Origin of the sequence: Methylotenera sp., assembly GCF_029945535.1 — a bacterium.
Lineage (GTDB): Bacteria > Pseudomonadota > Gammaproteobacteria > Burkholderiales > Methylophilaceae > Methylotenera.
Map to the genome: position 1 here is coordinate 378,810 of NZ_JAQSCU010000013.1, position 18,944 is coordinate 397,753.

An 18,944-nucleotide genomic window follows, 5' to 3' on the forward strand; every position below is an offset into this window, starting at 1 on the left:
TCGATAGGCAGCTAACAAACGGCTAGTTAACTTAGCAGTATTTAAACACTTAAATTTAAGAATATTTATTATGATACCCAATCGTTATTTCGCAACTTGCCCACGTGGTTTAGAGCAATTACTTGCTGATGAGTTACAAGAAGTTAAAGCCAAATCCATCAAGCTGACTGATGGTGGCGTGAGTTTTGATGGCGACTGGGCGGTGTGCTATGCGGCAAACCTGCATTCGCGTATTGCTACACGTATTTTGTGGCAAGTGGCACGTGGTAAATATTTAAACGAAGAAGACCTTTTTGAAGGCGCCTACAAACTTGATTGGCCGCAATGGTTTGATGTAAAAAATGACTTTATGGTGAAAGTGACAGGCGTGAAATGTCCTTTGAAAAGCCTAGAGTTTGCCACCTTAAAAATCAAAGATGCAGTGTGTGACAAGTTTAGAATGGCGGTGGGTAGCCGTCCTTATATTGATACTAAAACGCCGGCAGTACGTATTCATGCCTACTTGGCAGCTGATGAATATCAGTTCTATTTAGATACTTCTGGGGCGGCTTTGTATCAACGTGGTAATCGCGGCGCTAGTATTGAAGCGCCTCTGCGTGAGAACTTAGCGGCAGGTATTTTAAAACTATCTGGCTGGCAAGTCGGGCAGCCTTTGTTAGATCCAATGTGTGGTAGCGGTACATTTTTACTAGAAGCTGCAATGATTGCGCTAGACATGGCGCCCGGCTACAAAAGAAGTTTTGGTTTTGAAAAACTGAATACTTTCGTGCCGGAAGTTTGGAGTAAGATTAAAAACCAAGCCTTAAGCAAAGTGAAGAAAGTGACTTTTCAAAAGATTTATGGCTCAGATATTGATTTGCGCGCAGTGCGTATTAGTAAGCAAAATCTGGAAGATGCCGGTTTGTTAGAGGCTGTTCAATTGTCACATGTTGATATGATTGCCGTTGTTCCACCAGCTGATAATGGCGTGATGGTGGCAAACCCTCCGTATGGCGTGCGTATTGGCGAAGGTGATGATTTGGCTCTGCTTTATCCTAAAATGGGTGAAGTGTTAAAGCGTAAATTTGCAGGCTGGAATACTTATTTCTTAACCAATGATTTAACTATGCCTAAGCTCATGCGTTTGACGCCAAGTAAGCGTACGCCATTATTCAACGGCTCATTAGAGTGTCGACTGTTTGAAATTAAGATGGTAGCTGGCAGCAACCGTAAATAATCTTACATAGTTATAACGTCATAGAGAGTATCTATACCATGGCTGATTCATTAAACGATTTAAGAGCGCGTATTGATTCTTTTGTGCAAGAGCGTGATTGGGCGCAGTTTCATACACCAAAAAACTTAGCGATGGCGATGATAGTGGAGGCTGCGGAATTAGTTGAGCAATTTCAATGGGATACGCCACAGGAAAGTCAGCAGTTAACACCTGAAAAGCGTGAGGCAGTAAGCCACGAACTGGCCGATACTTTTGTTTATTTATTACGTATTGCTGAAGTGTTGAAAATTGATTTGATAGAAGCAGCGAATGCCAAAATCGAACTGAACGCCAAAAAATATCCTGTAGAAAAGGCGCGTGGCAGTAACGCTAGGTATACGGAATACTTGTAGGATTCTAAAACGTTTCTGCCCTGCAAACCTTATCAATAAAGGCTAGCAGGGCAGATGATTAAATACTTTTTAGTGTTTAATCAATATTCGTTACAAGCTAGCTAATGCAACATCGTAGTTAGGCTCATCTGCAATTTCTGCTACCAATTCACTATGCAAAACATTATTGTTTTCATCTAATACTACAACAGCACGTGTTGTTAAGCCTGCTAGGCTACTATCTAAAATTTGCACGCCGTAATCTTTTGCAAATTTAGCTGTGTCACGGAAAGTGGAAAGACTAACAACATTTTCAATACCTTCTGCACCGCAGAAACGGCTTTGTGCGAATGGTAAGTCGGCAGAAATGCACAATACAACTGTGTTATTCATGCTGCTCGCTTTTTGGTTGAAAGTACGTACTGATGTTGCACAAGTCGGTGTATCAACACTTGGGAATATGTTGAGTACTTTACGTTTACCAGTGAATGCATCAAGTCCAACTAAATTGCGTTTCGCATCAGCAAGCTGAAAATCTGGGGCTGTTTGGCCTTTTTGTGGAAAGTTACCGCCGATTGCAACGGGGCCGCCTTTTAAAGTGACTGTATTTGTCATGATGATTTTCCTCTTTTTATGGGTTTTGAATAGTAATGCTAGACCCGCTATCATAAAACAAAAACGCCCAGTTTGCACTGAGCGTTTGATAATTATCACATGCATAATCCCTTGTTTTAATAAGGTCTTTTGGTGTTGGTAAGTGATGAGTTAAGCAAATAGATCTTCACTTAAATAACCAATTGTCATCGTTTGGTTATGCAATACGCTATCACTAGTATCTGGACGCGGTGCAAACTCACCATAAGAGTAGAAGCCCGTGATCGCAGTTTGAGAGCCTAGAATTTGTTTGACTAGTTTAACTTCGTCAACCACTAATTCTGCCATCACACCTTTACGGCCAACGCAGCTCACGCAGATTGCTAAACCTGTTTGATTTGTGCTGGTTTGGTTGGTAACTAGGTGTGCCGCATCACCAGCACCTTCAACTAACCTGTCATGGGTTGCTTGGCAGAAACGCACGGTTTCACCTTCGTCTACGTTACCCGCAAAAGTAAGGCTATTTTTAGCGCTATCAATCGCTAACAGTGTGCGGATTTTCTCAATGTCACGTTTGCCTTCTTCAATAATGGCAAATGGAAATTTTAATCCGCTTCCTGGTAAGCCTTTTGCAGTTTGCGCGCCTATGTACATATTGTAGATTGGAAGGGCAGGTTTGCCATCAAGCTCTAAAACCACGTTCTTTTCTGATCGAGTCACTTTGCGTGGTGGACCATATGGCTTCCAGCCTCGACCTACGCCTGCGGCAGCCACTAAATTTTTGCCATACAAGCCAACGGCAATGACTAAACCATTTGAAATGGTCTCGTTAAAGATTTGCACGGTTTGGCTGAAATTAAAACCATCACCAGCCATGCCGCCCATAAGAGGAATATCACCCAGCACACTTTTAAAACCTTCTAAAAGTTCAGAGCCATTAACGTTCAATCCATCAGAGTAAACCAATACCGCTTTTAAATCGTCAGATTTCAATTGGCGCGCTAGCTCGACCGCTGTTTCATAAGAGTTTTGCATGCTAGTCATCTTGGTGTGAGTCACGCGCTGTATCGTTTTCTCCCACAACACAGCGGTAATTTGCAAGCTGTCATCAAAAACACCATCAGCTGAAATCTCGCCTGAAGTTGAACAGCCGATAATTTGCGCTGCAGGATAGCGTGTTTTTAGTATGCTCTCCAACTTCGAGTCGCCAAAGCGCTTTACTGAACCAAACACTAATACTAAGTTTGCCATGGGCAGCGGTGAGGCTGCAGGCAGATCTTTTAATGTCATTTTAGCTGTCAAAGATTCTTGTTTTACTATCATGCTCATCCCTTAAGTTTTAGCCTTAAACATCAAGCTTTAAGTACCTGTTATGGTACTTTTAATATAGTTGTTATAATTTGTAACAATTGTTAACAAATTATTATATGCTACCCATATGGGTAATTGTAATAATTTTATTATATATATCTGTTTTTACGAAAACTTGATAATACCTATATAAGTTAATATATTGCATATGTTTGTTAAACCTATTGCTTATTAGATGATTCTGTAGATACAATGAGAAATAATCAGCGCAATTGAACATAGTCAACTTTAGTACTGCGCACAAATAAGGGAGCTTGCTGGTGAGCCAAAAAAAGCCAAGTCAAGAAGAGCAAGGTAAGGAGTTGCAGCAAAAGCTGACTTTAGAGCAGCTGTCTGCAATCAAAGTCATGGTCATTGATGACAGTAATACGATACGTCGTAGCGCTGAAATATTCCTTAAAAATTCAGGTTGCTCAGTCATTTTGGCGGAAGATGGATTTGATGCATTAGCCAAAATCTCAAACGAACATCCAGATATTATTTTTGTAGACATCATGATGCCTAGGCTCGATGGCTATCAAACCTGCTCGCTCATTAAAAGAAACGCTCGCTACAAAAGTACACCTGTCATCATGCTTTCAAGTAAAGATGGATTGTTCGATCGTGCGCGCGGTCGTATGGTAGGTTCTGATCAATACTTAACCAAACCTTTCACACAAGAAACATTGTTAGATGCAGTGCAAACTTACGCTGCAATTAGTAAAGCTAACCCAAAAGAGGCAGAATAAATATGGCAATTCAAACAATTTTAGTAGTTGATGATTCAGCAACTGATAGATTTTTCTTAACAGAGTTATTAGAGACGGCAGGTTACACCGTGATTGGTGCGGAAAGTGGTGAAGAGTGTTTAACTAAAGTAGCTGCAAAACACCCAGATTTGATTTTATGTGATGTCGTGATGCCGGGCTTAACAGGTTTTCAGGTAACGCGAACATTGACTAAAGATGCGGCTACTGCACATATTCCAGTGATTCTTTGTACAGGTAAGTCACAGGCGACAGATTTAGCTTGGGCTTTAAAGATGGGCGCCAAAGCTTGTGTAACTAAGCCTGTGGTGAGTGCTGATTTGTTATCTTTAATTAAAACTTTAGAATAAAAGCAGTTTTATTGTTAAGTTGACACATCATTATGGCTAAAACCTCCAATTTACGAGAGTTTCAAGAAGCAATTCTCTTGCGACTTAAAGAAGCAACTGCAAAAGGTGGTGCTGTTTCGACCTCTCGTTTAGGCGTTGCTGTAGGTTCTAAAAGAATACTTATAAATCTACATGAAGTCAGCGAAGTTCTACCAGTACCGCCAATGCAACATGTTCCACTAACACTACCATGGTTTTTAGGGGTAGCTAACGTGCGTGGTAATTTATACAACATTACAGATTTGGCGCAATTTATGGGTTTGCCCCCAACCCCAAAATCCATCAATAACCGTATTGTACTGATCAACTCAGAAGTGACCACACAGGTGGCAGTCGTGATCGATAGTTTGGTGGGATTGCGAAGTGTGGAAGCGATGAAACGCAAGCCAGTCAGCAAAAACAACAAAAATAAAGAAATGTTCTTGAGTGAAAATTCATATGAAGACGTTGATAAAAATGAATGGTTTGAGCTAAATGTCGAAGCACTGGTTCAGGATAAAGCATTTATTCAACCAACAATAAGTTAGCGGTTAGTGAGTAAATATTTAAAGCATGATGATTATTTTTATAAAGCAGAATAATTCTGTGAACTGGGGTTCAAAATGGCATTAAATCTTGCGGTAGTAAAAAACCTGCCTTTACAAATAGGTGGTTTCTTTAATAACCTAAAAAATAAAAGCGCTGGCTCGAGCACATCTAGTGCTACTGGTATGAGTGGTAGTTTTAGGCAGTTGTATCTTCAAATTGTCGCTTTTATATTGTTTGCTGCTTTGAGCTTTTGGGTGGTTAATCAGGTTCGCGTGAATGGTCCAGTTTACAACAACCTGAAACAGTACCAAGATTTGGCGGCAGACGCGCTACCTCCGCCACTTTACCCTGTGGATGCGTTTGCGTTCTACAACCAAGCTTACGTAGCTTCAACGAATTTTAATAATGAGAAGCGTGACAAGGCGATTGCTAATGCTGCGAAATTTGAAACTTTATTTAAAGAGCGTGCTGCCTACTGGCAAAAAAATATTCAAAATGAAAAGCTGCAGGGTTCCCTAACAGCAACAATTAAAGCAGGTGAAAACTTCTTCCAAGTAGCGCATACCCGCTTTATTCCATCTCTACCATTAGGAACGGTGGCGGCATCTGCGCCATTATCAGACTTAACAGCGGCTTTTGAGGTGGCGCAGCAAACTGGTAATACGTTTACTACTGAAGTGCAAAGTGAAAACAAGGCCTTAGTTGAATCACAAAGTAGCTTTATTAAATTAGTGTTGTTTTTACTGTTGTTGATCGGTTTGGTTATCGTACTTTTGATGTACTTTTTCGGTAAAAAACAAGTAGAACAATCATCTGGTTTGACTGAGCAGCTAGCTAAAGAAGGTCAGGATAACCAAGCGGCCGTTCTGCAGCTGCTTGATGAAATGGGTGACTTGGCGGATGGTGACTTAACCGTTAAAGCGCAAGTGCGAGATAGTATTACTGGTGCGATTGCCGACTCTATTAACTACACGATTGATAGCTTGCGAGATTTGGTTACGGAGATTAACCGTGCAACGGAGCAGGTGACTTCTGCGACCTCAGTCGCGCAAGGCACATCATCACAATTATTGAGTGCTGCAGAAACGCAATCAGACCAAATTATGCAAACAACTGATGCGGTTACTGATATGACGCGTTCTATTCTACAAGTTTCCAGCAACGCGGCACAGGCTTCACAGGTGGCGCAGCGCTCATTAGAAGCGGCTTCGCAAGGTTCACAAGCGGTACAGAATACAATTTCTGGAATGAACGAAATTCGTACACAAATTCAGGAAACTTCAAAACGTATTAAACGCTTGGGTGAAAGCTCACAAGAGATTAGTGAAATCGTGGAATTGATTTCTGACATTACTGAACAAACCAACATTCTAGCGTTGAACGCGGCGATTCAAGCGGCGTCTGCCGGTGAAGCAGGGCGAGGCTTTACGGTGGTTGCAGAAGAGGTTCAGCGCTTGGCGGAACGTTCATCTGAAGCGACTAAGCAAATTAGTGCAATTGTGAAAACTATTCAAACAGATACGCATGGTGCGGTTGTTGCGATGGAGAAGAGTACCGAGGGTGTGGTTGAGGGTGCGCGAGTTGCCGATGCTGCGGGTCAGGCACTGACGGAAATTGAAACGGTTACCAATAACTTGGCGCGATTAATTCAGTCAATTTCTGCTGCAACGAATGCGCAAACTGAATCAGCAACAACGGTTGCGAACAACATGCAACTGATTCAAGAGATTACGACACAAACGACAGAAGGTACGCAATTGACTGCAGACTCTGTGGGTCAATTAACCTCACTTGCTGAAGAGTTACGCTCTTCTGTAGCTGGTTTTAAACTTTAAGCGTTACGGGCTTTATAAAAAGTACGTATCTACTTGGCTGTGAAATATAGAGCAATGGAATATAAATAAACTCCATGAGAATAACGCAAAATAAAATCGGGGCAAATAATGGCTGAAGCATTTGATATTGGCCCTTTGTCTTGGGTAAAAGATGAAATTGATCAGTCACTAAAAAAGGTGCAAGACAGTTTTATCGTAGTGATGGACAAACCTAGCGAAGTGGCAACTCTCCGTTTTACAACCGCACATTTATACCAAGTGAGCGGCGCTTTAGATATGGTTGGCCTTGAGGGCTGTAAGCGTTATTGTTCTGAAATTGAAAAACTCACTAGTAAACTAGAAAAGCTACAGATAGCTGTCAGTCAGCCTGTGATGACTGCTCTTATGCAGGCTGTAGATGCACTTACCAGATACTTGCAAGACTTGTTAAACGGTATGCAAGATACGCCGATAAGGCTTTATGAAAGCTTAAACCCGCTCGTTGAGCTGCAAGGCGAGTCATTAGATATTAGTGATTTGTTTTATCCAGATACTAGCTATAGCGCCCCCAAAGATCTGCCTAGCAACCCGATTGAAGAATCGGCAATTCCAATTTTTGTCTCCGAACAGCGCCCAGTTTTTCAAAAAGCATTATTAGACTGGCTTCGTAGCAAAGATGCAGAATCGCTCAATCAGATGCGCTTGGCGGTCTCGAATGTGCAACAGGTACAACAAAAAAATGCCTTAAAAACACTTTGGTGGACTGCGACAGCATTTACTGATGCTTTGGCTCAGGGTCCAGTAGCCGAGCAAGCTGGTGCAAGAAAGCTATGCAGTAGGTTAGATCAGCAACTGCGCAATATGTCTCTAGGTGATTTGAAAACGCCATCTCAGCTGTTGCGAAATCTGCTTTATTACGTGGCGGTTAGCGATAACAGCACGGATGAAATTGGTCGTGTAAAAGAGTTGTTTGAGTTAGATGACTTCTTGCCAGCAAGTAATCGACATGGTGCAACAGCCGCAACCGCGGCAGAGCGTGCTGCGTTAGCTCAGCTCAATGCGGATTTACCCGCACTAAAAGATTTATGGGCAAGTGTTAGCGGTAGTAATTCTGTTGTAGATTTTGACAGCTTTGCCGATAAGTTAAATCATCTGTCTATGGTGTTGTTAAGCCTGAACAATCAAAAAGTACTTAAGCTGATCAACGCAATTCAGGCAACGGTAAAAGCGCTGCAAGAAGATAAAGCTAAAATCAATGAAAGTGCATTTATTGAAGTGGCAGCATCACTTAACTTGCTTGAATACATAGGCGAGTATTACCAACAACTGGATGCTGAGGCTGATCAAAAGATCACCACGCAGACATCACGTTTACAATCCATTATTAAAGGTAAGGCACTTGCACCAGCTGTGGATGCTTTCGCAAGTGAACATCTAGATGCAAATGTGACCGAAGCTGTTGCCAAACAGATCATTAGTGAGTTACAACATGCTGAGAAAGCCTTTGATACCTACTTTAGGAACCTCGACAATGTAGCGATTTTGGACGAAACCACAAAACCGTTACAGCAAGTTGCAGCAGCGTTCGATATGCTGGAAATGCCAGTACCAAAATCAATCGCGCAACTTGCCTCAATCTATGTTGAGCATTTTAAAGCTCATTCTGTCGACGATGACCGTAATTCACAATTCGAGTTGGTGGCTGAAAGTTTGAGTATGCTAGGGCTGTATGCGGAAGAGCTACCCAATATTAGAGCGGAGTCTGAGTCTGCGCTATCTGGTGCCTTAATACGTTTAGAACAAGGTGCAAAGGCGTTTAATCCATTGGGTGATAACAATGAACTAGCCGAAAACGAAGCGCCTGCAACTGACATCGTTGAAATTTCAGAAACAGCTAATGTGGCGGCTGAAATAGCTATGGTCGATTCAGAGGCTAAGCCACATGAATCTATAACAGACAAAGCAGTTGATGAGGAGCTTCAAGTTATATTCTTAACTGAAGCTGAAGAAGTTTTAGCGAGTTTAGCGCAACATCTACAAGCTTTGCGAGTTAATCCAACAGAAAGCGAAGCCTTAGTAGAAGTGCGTCGTGCTTACCACACACTTAAAGGTAGTGGCCGCACGGTGGGCTTGGTCGGCATGAGTGATGTGGCTTGGGCGGTTGAAAAGTTACTCAATTTGGTGATGGAGCGCAAAGCGTTTCCAACAGTTAAGCAATTGGCGTTTATTGAGAATGTCAGTGCAGAATTTGCTGGCTGGGTTGCAGAGTTACAGAAGAGCCAAGTGGTTACGTTAGATCCTACTCCGTTCCAACAGCGGGCTACTGAACTTGAATCAGAGCTTGAGCATGATTTAGCGATGCATAAGCCAAAACCGCAAAAAGAAGAAGTGCTCATCGGCGGCACAAGAACATTAAGCAAAGCGTTCTTTAATATATTCTTAGCTGAAGCGCAGCAACATTTGGAAACCTTGATTGAAGCGCAAAAAGCTTTGGTTGTTAATTCAACAGAGTTACCTACAGATGATAGCTGTCGTGCAGCGCATACCTTAGGCAGCAATGCGCTGACAGCAGGTTTTAATCCAACGGGTGATTTGGCGCGCGGTTTAGAGCATTGGTTAGATGAGCATGCTGGAGTTTGGACTGAGCAGCATATCGGTTTGTATGGCAATGTAGTTAAAGCTTTGGCAGATGGCTTGGAAAAAGCAAAAGCGCTTAAAAATCCGAAATCAACACGCGCATTGATTATTGCGTTAAGTGAATCAACCGCAGCAATGCAAGCAGTTGCCACCCAACAAGCTGAAGCTGCCGTACTTGAGCACCAAGCAGAAGCTATTGGTAAATCAGCTAAAAAACGTAAAGCTAAAGAAACTCTACCCCAAGAAGCAATCCTGCTTGATGAAAAACCCATTGAATCTGCTGTTGTACCAGTGGACAATGAAAACGAAATCGCTGAAGCTATACAGGAGCTACAGCAACACACTGAGGCTATTCCATCATTAGTGAATGATGCAGTGTTAGCTGATATTCCAGCTAATCAGCTTAAAGAGTTGGCTGTAGACCAAGAGTTGCTAGGTTTGTTTGTTGAAGAAGCGCGTGAACTAGTACCGCAAGTCGGTAGAGATCTACGTGGCTGGCGAGCAAATCCACATGAGGCCGAATATCCAGACTCATTACAACGCGCTTTACACACCTTAAAAGGTAGTGCGCGTATGGCTGGGCAAAGCAATATTGGCGATAGTGTACATAAAATGGAAGACCGCGTGATTCACGCCTTGCGCCATAAAGCCACGGCTGATGACTTTGATGAAATGTTTGTCGAATTCGACCATATTGGCTACATGCTGGAAGACATTACCGGTGACGTGAAGGTTTCTGCCCAAGATGAAGACGTGGCTGCAACAGTCACCGTGCCAACGCGTTCAGTCGAACGTAAGTCGCAATTCTTACGTATGCGTGCTGACGTGCTAGATAGATTGATTAATGAAGCTGGCGAGGTTTCAATTATGCGTTCTCGAATGGATCGAGAAATGCAAAGCTTCAAGCAGTCTTCATCAGATTTAACTGATAGTATCAGCAGAATGCGTGCTTACTTACGTGAGCTGGAAATTGAAGCTGAAACGCAGATGCAGTCCCGTATGAGCTTGTTGCAAGAGGCTAATGAAACATTCGACCCGTTAGAGTTTGACCGATTTACGCGCCTACAAGAACTCACCCGTATGATGGCCGAGAGCGTCAACGACGTTGCGACAATTCAACACGGATTGGTGTTGAACCTAGACCAGACTGATGCGGCACTGCAACAGCAAAACCGTATGAATCGTGAGCTACAACAAGGCTTGATGGGCGTTCGTATGTTGCCATTCGCCACTATATCGGAACGTTTACAACGTATTGTTCGACAAACAGCAAGAGAGTTGAATAAACGTGTTGAAATGGTCATCGAGGGCGAGAATATCGAGCTAGATCGCGGCGTGCTAGATAAGATGGGCGCACCCTTAGAGCATTTGTTACGCAATGCTGTGGCGCATGGTCTTGAGTCTACAGAGGAGCGTAAGAAGCTCGGCAAACCAGAAGCAGGTCAAATCAAATTAAAAGTAAGCCTAGAGAACGATGAAATCACACTCGTTGTGACCGATGATGGCGCGGGTGTTAATCTGGCCAAAGTAAAACAAAAAGCCATTGAAAAAGGATTGTTAAGTGCTGACCAAGAAGTGTCAGACCAAGCCTTAATGGCGGTCATTTTTGAACCAGGATTCTCAACCGCTGACAGCGTCTCGCAAATTGCGGGTCGTGGCGTTGGTTTAGATGCGGTACGTAGTGATATTGCTGCTTTAAGTGGTCGTATTGATGTAAGTAATGTCACTGGTATGGGCGCGATGTTCAATGTTTACTTGCCAGTCACGCTTTCAGTTGCGCAAGTGATTATGGCGCGCGTAGGTAATAAGATGTTTGCGATTCCATCCGTGATGGTGGAACAATTACAAAAACTCAAACAGGGCGACTTGCTGAGCGCATACCAAGCGCGCAATGTGAACTGGGCTGGTCGTGACTATCCTTTACATTATTTATCTAAGCTCATTGGTGATGTTGACCATGTAGCGCAACAACATGCTTACACGCCAGTTGTCTTGTTACGCAGTGGTACCTATCGCACTGCGTTGCATGTAGATGAAATTATCGGCAACCAAGAAGTTGTGATGAAGCAGATTGGTACGCAGCTAGCGCGCGTGCCAGGGATGATTGGCGCCACGGTACTAGGTGATGGTGTGATTGTGTTGGTGATTAACCCAGTGCAACTGGCTAACCGTGAAGCGCTTTCAATTGGTGCAATTAAAGTAACGACGTTTGCGCCAATTGTTGAAGCGGTGAAGAAAGTAGCATTGGTAGTAGATGATTCACTGACGATGCGTAAAGTGCTTTCTCGCGTGCTTGAGCGTGAAGACTTTGAAGTAATTACCGCCAATGATGGTATGGATGCGATTCAAAAGCTACAGCTCATCACACCGGATATTATTTTGACTGATATTGAGATGCCTCGCATGGATGGTTTTGAGTTTTCACGCCATGTGCGAGATAACGACAAAACCACTAACATTCCATTAATCATCGTCAGCTCGCGTACTGCTGAAAAACATCGTAACGTTGCTAAAGAGTTGGGTGTTGATGCGTTCTTGGGAAAACCAGTGCAGGACGATGAACTTATTGAACAGGTAAACGCTTTACTTAAAAAATAAAAAACTAACTGCATTATTGTCAAGAATAATAATGCAGTTAGCATCAACTTTTTGTAGTAAATCCCACTAAGTTTTACTCTCTAAAACTTCCTCAATAAGGTAAAATTTACCTTATGTTGCAAACCAGTCAAACAGATATAAAACAACCCACATTCGTACACTTGCGTTGCCATAGTGAGTACTCTATTGTCGATGGCATCGTGCGTATTGATGACTATGTGAAGCAGGCGTTGAACGATAAAATGCCAGCGTTGGCATTAACAGACTTAAGCAATTTATTTGGAGCAATTAAGTTCTATAAAGCCGCTCGTGGTAAAGGTATTAAGCCAGTTTTAGGCTGCGATATTTGGCTGGAAAATACCGCCAATCGTGACCAGCCAACACGTTTACTTTTGCTATGCCAGTCACATGCTGGTTATTTGCTGTTATGTCAGTTACTTAGCCGCGCCTATTTGAGTAATCAATATCGCGGACGGGCAGAGTTTAAGCGTGAGTGGTTTGTTGAATGCGGAACAGAAGGGCTTATCATGCTCTCTGGTGCAATCGCTGGCGATGTAGGTCAGGCGTGTACGCAAGATAATCTGACGCTAGCAACCAAACTCGCTCAATCTTGGGAAAGCCTATTTCCAGACCGATTTTATTTAGAAGTGCAGCGCACCGCCATTGCCTCGGAAAATAGCACACCAGAGAATAATGCCTTGCAACATCAGCAAGAACATTATATTCAGCAAGTGCGTTCAATCGCTCACAGTCTTAATTTGCCCATCGTGGCAACACACCCTATACAGTTTATTACGCCTGATGACTTTAGAGCTCATGAAGCACGTACCTGTATTTCTGAAGGCTATGTGTTAGCGGATACTCGCCGCCCAAAAAACTTTACTACTGAGCAGTACTTTAAACCTCAAGCGGATATGGCTGCGTTGTTTGAAGATATTCCTGAAGCGCTGACCAATAGCGTTGAAATTGCTAAGCGCTGTAATTTGATGCTGACTTTAGGTAAAAACTATTTACCTAACTTTCCAACGCCTAACAATGAAAGTTTGAATGAGTATTTAATCGCAGAAGCGCATAGGGGCTTGCTTCAACGCCTAGAAGTGCTTTACCCAAATGAAGATGTACGTGCTGCGAAAAAGCCTGATTACGAGGCGCGTTTAGACTTTGAAACGAAAGTCATTAATCAGATGGGGTTCGCGGGTTACTTCTTGATTGTGGCTGACTTTATTCAATGGGCTAAAGGTAATGGCGTGCCAGTAGGTCCTGGACGTGGTTCTGGTGCTGGTTCTGTTGTTGCATATAGTTTAAAGATTACTGATTTAGATCCGCTGGAATACAATTTATTGTTTGAGCGTTTTCTAAATCCTGACCGCGTTTCAATGCCCGACTTCGATATTGACTTCTGCCAAGAAGGGCGAGACCGCGTCATTGATTACGTGAAGCAAAAATATGGTTTAGATGCGGTTTCACAAATCGCCACCTTCGGTACCATGGCGGCAAAGGCCGTGATTCGCGATGTGGGTCGAGTACTAGATTTGCCGTTTTATTTTGTTGATGGCATCAGCAAACTCATTCCGCTTGAGTTAGGCATTACTTTATCTGACGCTTTGGTAAAAGAGCCGCAATTAGCTGAACGTCGTGAAAATGAAGAGGAGCTGAAAGAGCTGCTAGAGCTTGCGTTACGACTTGAAGGATTGGTGCGTAACATTGGTATGCACGCGGGTGGTGTGCTGATTTCACCAGGTAAGATTTCTGATTTCTCACCTGTTTATTGTCAGGCAGATGGCGCAAGTTTAGTCAGCCAATATGATAAAGATGATGTTGAAGCAGTAGGGTTGGTTAAGTTTGACTTTTTGGGTTTACGTACGCTGACTATATTGGAGTTAGCTTTGGTCAACGCGAATAAACAGCGTGCGACTGAGGGTTTAGCACCTTTATCATTCGAAACATTACCGCTTAATGATAAGCCAACGTTTCAGTTGCTGAAAACCGCCAATACAACGGCAGTGTTCCAGTTAGAGTCCAAAGGTATGAAGGACATGCTAAAACAAGCATTGCCTGATTGCTTTGAGGATATTATCGCGCTGGTTGCCTTGTATCGACCTGGTCCTATGGATTTGATTCCAGATTTCTGTCGACGCAAACACGGTAAGCAGCGCGTAGAATACCCACACCCACTCACAGAGCCTATCTTAAAAGAGACTTACGGTATTGCCGTGTATCAAGAGCAGGTGATGCAGATTGCCCAAGTGGTTGCTGGTTACAGCCTCGGCGGTGCGGATTTACTGCGCCGTGCGATGGGTAAGAAAAAACAAGAAGAAATGGATGCGCAGCGTAAAACCTTTACTGAAGGTGCTGTAAAAAACAATATGACGGAGCGTCAAGCAACTGAGTTGTTTGATTTGCTCGAAAAATTTGCGGGCTATGGTTTTAATAAATCTCACGCTGCCGCCTATGCGTTGGTCGCGTATCAAACCGCATATTTGAAGGCGCATTATCCTGCGGCATTTTTGGCTTCAACCATGTCTGCTGATATGAACAATACGGACAGTGTGCGTATTTTCTATGAAGATTGTGCGCCTAATCAGGTGGAAATATTGTCGCCAGATGTGAATCAAAGTGAGTATAAGTTTACGCCGATTAGCAAAAATCAAGTGTTGTACGGTTTAGGTGCCGTCAAAGGTACAGGGCAAGCTGCGATTGAAGTGATTTTGCAGGCACGTCGCAAAGATGGCCCATTTAAAGACCTGTTCGACTTTTGTAATCGCCTTGATTTACGCAAAGTGAATCGTCGTGTGGTGGAATCGTTAATTCGTGCAGGTGCGTTTGATAAACTATCGCCAAGCCGTAATGCACTGTTAGCAGGCGTTGCCATGGCAATGGCTGCTGCTGAACAGAATAGCGCCAACAGTAACCAGAATAGTTTGTTTGGCGAAGTGGCAGATAAAGCGGCAAATATTTTGCCTACCGTGCCAGATTGGACTGAACAACAGCGCTTACAAGAGGAGAAAGCAGCCTTAGGTTTTTATTTCAGTGGGCATCCTTATTGGGCATACCAAAAAGATTTAAGTCAGTTCATTTCGACTACGTTGGCAAATTTAGCCCCCAAAGAGCAACCGCAACTATTGGCAGGTATTGTTTCAGGCGTGCGTATTCGCATGACTGGCCGTGGCAAAATGGCCATTGTTGGTTTAGATGACGGCACTACACGACTAGAAGTGGTGGTGGGTAGTGAGCTACTCAATCAGCAACAAGCCTTGTTGAAAGATGATCAACTTATCATCATAGAGGGCACTGTAAGGAATGATGAGTTTTCTGGCGGCGTCAGAGTCAACGCTAGAAAGATTTTCGATTTACCTACCTTGAGAAATAGCAAAGCCAGCTTTTTGAAAATATCTTGTAATGGTCAAGCTGATGCCGTCAAGCTAAAAGCCTTACTGAAGCCATATTGTAAAAACTCATCTGATGAAGTGCGTGGTTGTGCGGTTAAAGTTGAATATCACAATAAAACCAGTAAAGTGGAGTTAATGCTAGGCAATGACTGGCGAGTGGATTTGCATGATGAGCTGATTGCAGGTTTAACTGCTTGGTTGAGTCGTGAAAACGTAAAAATCCTATATAATTAAACTAATGATTTTTGAGAAAAAGCTAATCGCATGAAAATAAGTTATTTAGATTTTGAACAACCTATCGCAGAACTTGAAGCCAGAATTGAAGGTTTACAGTCTGCGCATGATGACAATGACGCTTTAGATATTTCTAAAGAGCTTATTGCATTAGAAAAGAAAAATAAAAAACTATCTGAAGATATTTATGGTAATTTAACTGCTTGGCAAATTTCGCAGTTGGCGCGTCATCCGCAACGCCCTTACACTTTAGACTATATCAAGGGCATATTTACTGACTTTGAAGAACTGCATGGCGATAGAGCTTATGCTGACGATCCTGCGATTGTAGGTGGTTTGGCACGGTTTGAAGGTCAGCCGGTGATGGTGATTGGCCACCAAAAAGGTCGTGATGTAAAAGAGCGTCAATACCGTAACTTCGGCATGCCGCGCCCAGAGGGTTACCGCAAAGCGCTACGTTTATTCCGCTTGGCTGAGAAATTCCATATTCCTATTATTACTTTGATTGATACTCCCGGCGCGTATCCTGGTATTGGCGCAGAAGAACGCGGTCAATCAGAAGCGATTGCACGTAATCTTTATGTGATGGCTGAGCTTGAAACACCTATTATCGGCGTGATTATCGGCGAAGGCGGTTCAGGCGGTGCGTTGGCATTGGGTGTGGTTGACCAGTTGTTGATGTTGCAATACGGTACTTACTCAGTCATTTCACCTGAAGGTTGTGCTTCTATTCTCTATAAGAGTGCGGATAAAGCTTCAATCGCAGCAGAATCTCTTGCCATTACCGCACCGCGTCTTAAAACATTAGGTTTGATAGACCGCATCGTGCCTGAACCATTAGGCGGCTCACATCGTGCGCCAGAAGTAGTGATGGAAACTTTACGCCTTGCACTAAAAGAAGAGCTTGCCAAATTAAAGCCTAAATCAATTAAAACTTTACTGGTTAGCCGTTATGAGCGCTTAATGGGCTATGGCAAATACAAAGAAGTCGCTGAGAAATAGCAAGAACGTTACAGAGCTTGTAACTCATCCTTTAATTTCACAACTCAATCACTTTTTAAGTTGCTACTTAAAGCCAAATCAGCATGTGCTGTTGGCGTTAAGTGGCGGTTTAGATTCTTCAGTGTTGCTGCATCTGCTTGCTGCAGCCAAACAAACTATCCCTTTTGAATTACTTGCCATGCATGTGCATCATGGTCTAAGCCCGAATGCCGATGCTTGGGCCGACTTTTGCACGCAGCAATGTCAGCTTTTGAATGTGCCGATTGAAGTCGTGTATGTTCAGCTCGATAAAAATTCCAAACAAGGCATAGAAGCCGCGGCTAGGCAGTTGCGTTATGCAGCTTTGTTTGATTATAAACTTAATGGAATCGCACCTGATTTTATAGTCACAGCTCATCATCAAGACGACCAAGCAGAAACCCTGTTTCTACAATTGTTTAGAGGGGCAGGCGTGAAAGGCTTGGCTTCTATGGGGGGCGTAGACGAATCTAGACGCTTAATGCGCCCTTTGCTTGATGTATCGCGCCAAACGCTACAAGAGTACGCAGAGCAGCAAAATATTCCGTGGTGTAATGACGAGAGCAACGACAATACACAATACGAGCGCAATTTTGTGCGGCATGATGTGATGCCCGTGTTAACAACTCGTTATCCATCTGTTAAATCAGTATTAGCCAGAACAGCCTCACACTTAGCTGAAGCGAATGATTTACTGGATACTTTAGCGAAAATTGACGCTGATAAATTATTGCAAAACAACAGCCTATGTTTGCAAGGTTTAACAGCATTAGACCTTCCGCGAGCTAAAAACCTACTGCGTTGGTGGTTTTCACAGAACCAACTCGCAATGCCTACTTCTGAGCATTTGAATGAAATTATTCAGCAGTTGTTCAATGCTAAGGCAGATGCCAATATCAATATCCAGCTACAACATTTAAGCCTAAAACGCTATCAACAACGCGCTTACTTATTTGCAGAGTGCCTTGCCGAATCTTTTGATATGACTTGGAATGGTGAGGCATATTTAAATTTACCAAACGGCGGTCAGTTACATTTCAAGCAAGTGGTAGGCTCCGGGTTAGCGCTAAAGCATGGTGTGACTAAGCTACGAATCACCAACCGAGATGGCGGTGAGCGCTTTAAGCCCGATGTACTAAGACCAACTCGAACGCTCAAACACCTACTGCAAGAAGCGAATATTCCACCTTGGCAACGTGAACATTTACCACTGATTTATTGGCACGATACCTTAGCGTTAGTGCCTAATATTGGCATTGCGCACGAGCTACAGGCTACTAAGAATGAAGAAGGTTTAGAAATTCTTTGGCAAGACATATAGAGTGAGTAGTCTCATTTTTTAAGAAGTGATTGCAGCTTAGGCCAAATGTTATCCAACATCATTGGTTGCCCTAATGCGTTAGGATGTAGACCATCATCTTGAATTAACTTTGGTTTGGCGGCAATATTTTCTAGCATAAATGGTACCAATGAAACTTTATGTTGTTGACTTAATTGAGGGTAGGTATTGCTGAAAGACTCGCTATATTTAGGGCCATAATTCGGCGGTATTTTCATGCCGATTAACAGTATTTTTGCATTGGCTTTCTTGCTTAGTGTAATCATATTGTTAAGGTTAGCTGACATCTCTTTCACTGGTAGGCCGCGTAAACCATCGTTAGCACCCAGCTCTAAAATGATGATGTTAGGTTTTGTTTTCGCTAGCGTGGTTGCTAGTCTGGTCAAGCCGCCGCTGGTGGTTTCACCGCTAATACTGGCATTAATGACATCGTATTGAAAATGCTGATCTGCAAGCTTCTTTTGTAAAAATGCCACCCAGCCTTGTGATTTTGCAACGCCGTATGCAGCAGATAGGCTATCACCATAAATCAATATTTTTGGATTTGCCGCATTTGCGTGTGAAATGCATGCAACGAAACTGAAACTCAGTAGACTAATGCAAAGTAACTTCCGTAACCATAATTTAGATTGCAGTAGTTTTGAGCGATTAAGTTTAGAATTTAGCTGTTTAAGAATTAACAATAAGTGGAAAAACAT

The 18,944-nt window shown here is 42.9% G+C and carries 13 protein-coding genes; 10 read left to right on the forward strand and 3 right to left on the reverse strand.

Annotated elements, in window-relative coordinates; genetic code table 11:
• Positions 1-70: 70 nt before the first annotated feature.
• A complete protein-coding gene (locus PSU72_RS09530; RefSeq protein ID WP_300432144.1) occupies positions 71-1,216 on the forward strand; it encodes a class I SAM-dependent RNA methyltransferase in 1,146 nt (381 codons plus the stop codon).
• 38 nt (positions 1,217-1,254) lie between these two features.
• Complete coding sequence (locus tag PSU72_RS09535) at positions 1,255-1,608, forward strand: nucleotide pyrophosphohydrolase (protein WP_300432145.1); 354 nt, start codon at positions 1,255-1,257, stop codon at positions 1,606-1,608.
• A 90-nt stretch (positions 1,609-1,698) separates the two neighbouring features.
• Here the strand turns inward: PSU72_RS09535 and tpx are convergent, their stop codons facing one another.
• Both tpx and PSU72_RS09545 read right to left on the reverse strand, forming a co-directional pair.
• Positions 1,699-2,202: a thiol peroxidase gene (gene tpx, locus PSU72_RS09540; protein ID WP_300432146.1), complete on the reverse strand. Its 504-nt coding sequence runs from the start codon at positions 2,200-2,202 to the stop codon at positions 1,699-1,701.
• Between the two features lie 150 nt (positions 2,203-2,352).
• The gene (locus PSU72_RS09545) at positions 2,353-3,504 is read right to left on the reverse strand and encodes an FIST N-terminal domain-containing protein (RefSeq protein WP_300432147.1); all 1,152 of its coding nucleotides are present in this window, start codon (positions 3,502-3,504) and stop codon (positions 2,353-2,355) included.
• A 395-nt stretch (positions 3,505-3,899) separates the two neighbouring features.
• On the opposite strand from PSU72_RS09545, the gene PSU72_RS09550 reads away from it, so the two are divergent.
• From PSU72_RS09550 to tilS, 8 genes are all read left to right on the forward strand, one after another.
• Positions 3,900-4,280 carry a response regulator gene (locus PSU72_RS09550; protein WP_300432516.1) on the forward strand — a complete coding sequence of 127 codons (381 nt, stop codon included), beginning with the start codon at positions 3,900-3,902 and terminating at the stop codon, positions 4,278-4,280.
• Between the two features lie 2 nt (positions 4,281-4,282).
• A complete protein-coding gene (locus tag PSU72_RS09555) occupies positions 4,283-4,648 on the forward strand; it encodes a response regulator (RefSeq protein ID WP_300432149.1) in 366 nt (121 codons plus the stop codon).
• Between the two features lie 32 nt (positions 4,649-4,680).
• Entirely contained in the window at positions 4,681-5,214 is a 534-nt protein-coding gene (locus tag PSU72_RS09560; RefSeq protein ID WP_300432151.1) for a chemotaxis protein CheW, read from the forward strand.
• A 75-nt stretch (positions 5,215-5,289) separates the two neighbouring features.
• The gene (locus PSU72_RS09565; protein ID WP_300432152.1) at positions 5,290-7,050 is read left to right on the forward strand and encodes a methyl-accepting chemotaxis protein; all 1,761 of its coding nucleotides are present in this window, start codon (positions 5,290-5,292) and stop codon (positions 7,048-7,050) included.
• Positions 7,051-7,158: 108 nt separating this feature from the next.
• A complete protein-coding gene (locus PSU72_RS09570; RefSeq protein ID WP_300432154.1) occupies positions 7,159-12,264 on the forward strand; it encodes an Hpt domain-containing protein in 5,106 nt (1,701 codons plus the stop codon).
• Between the two features lie 113 nt (positions 12,265-12,377).
• On the forward strand, positions 12,378-15,887 hold the full coding sequence (dnaE, locus tag PSU72_RS09575) for a DNA polymerase III subunit alpha (protein ID WP_300432155.1): 3,510 nt from the start codon (positions 12,378-12,380) through the stop codon (positions 15,885-15,887).
• Positions 15,888-15,917: 30 nt separating this feature from the next.
• A complete protein-coding gene (locus tag PSU72_RS09580) occupies positions 15,918-16,889 on the forward strand; it encodes an acetyl-CoA carboxylase carboxyltransferase subunit alpha (RefSeq protein WP_013148324.1) in 972 nt (323 codons plus the stop codon).
• Positions 16,858-18,228: a tRNA lysidine(34) synthetase TilS gene (gene tilS, locus PSU72_RS09585; protein WP_300432156.1), complete on the forward strand. Its 1,371-nt coding sequence runs from the start codon at positions 16,858-16,860 to the stop codon at positions 18,226-18,228. Before PSU72_RS09580 ends, tilS begins: the two co-directional genes overlap by 32 nt.
• A gap of 11 nt (positions 18,229-18,239) precedes the next feature.
• On the opposite strand, the gene PSU72_RS09590 is transcribed toward tilS, so the two are convergent.
• Positions 18,240-18,944, reverse strand: coding sequence for an arylesterase (locus PSU72_RS09590; RefSeq protein ID WP_300432158.1), 705 nt, complete (start codon positions 18,942-18,944; stop codon positions 18,240-18,242).

What these genes read in the sequence shown, in the direction of transcription:
- PSU72_RS09590 (WP_300432158.1), bottom strand. Translation starts at nt 18,944, where the DNA reads ATGTTTTTCCACTTATTGTTAATTCTTAAACAGCTAAATTCTAAACTT.
- PSU72_RS09530 (WP_300432144.1), top strand. Translation starts at nt 71, where the DNA reads ATGATACCCAATCGTTATTTCGCAACTTGCCCACGTGGTTTAGAGCAA.
- PSU72_RS09580 (WP_013148324.1), top strand. Translation starts at nt 15,918, where the DNA reads ATGAAAATAAGTTATTTAGATTTTGAACAACCTATCGCAGAACTTGAA.
- PSU72_RS09550 (WP_300432516.1), top strand. Translation starts at nt 3,900, where the DNA reads ATGGTCATTGATGACAGTAATACGATACGTCGTAGCGCTGAAATATTC.
- tpx (WP_300432146.1), bottom strand. Translation starts at nt 2,202, where the DNA reads ATGACAAATACAGTCACTTTAAAAGGCGGCCCCGTTGCAATCGGCGGT.
- PSU72_RS09545 (WP_300432147.1), bottom strand. Translation starts at nt 3,504, where the DNA reads ATGATAGTAAAACAAGAATCTTTGACAGCTAAAATGACATTAAAAGAT.
- PSU72_RS09570 (WP_300432154.1), top strand. Translation starts at nt 7,159, where the DNA reads ATGGCTGAAGCATTTGATATTGGCCCTTTGTCTTGGGTAAAAGATGAA.
- PSU72_RS09560 (WP_300432151.1), top strand. Translation starts at nt 4,681, where the DNA reads ATGGCTAAAACCTCCAATTTACGAGAGTTTCAAGAAGCAATTCTCTTG.
- PSU72_RS09535 (WP_300432145.1), top strand. Translation starts at nt 1,255, where the DNA reads ATGGCTGATTCATTAAACGATTTAAGAGCGCGTATTGATTCTTTTGTG.
- dnaE (WP_300432155.1), top strand. Translation starts at nt 12,378, where the DNA reads ATGTTGCAAACCAGTCAAACAGATATAAAACAACCCACATTCGTACAC.
- tilS (WP_300432156.1), top strand. Translation starts at nt 16,858, where the DNA reads ATGGCAAATACAAAGAAGTCGCTGAGAAATAGCAAGAACGTTACAGAG.
- PSU72_RS09555 (WP_300432149.1), top strand. Translation starts at nt 4,283, where the DNA reads ATGGCAATTCAAACAATTTTAGTAGTTGATGATTCAGCAACTGATAGA.
- PSU72_RS09565 (WP_300432152.1), top strand. Translation starts at nt 5,290, where the DNA reads ATGGCATTAAATCTTGCGGTAGTAAAAAACCTGCCTTTACAAATAGGT.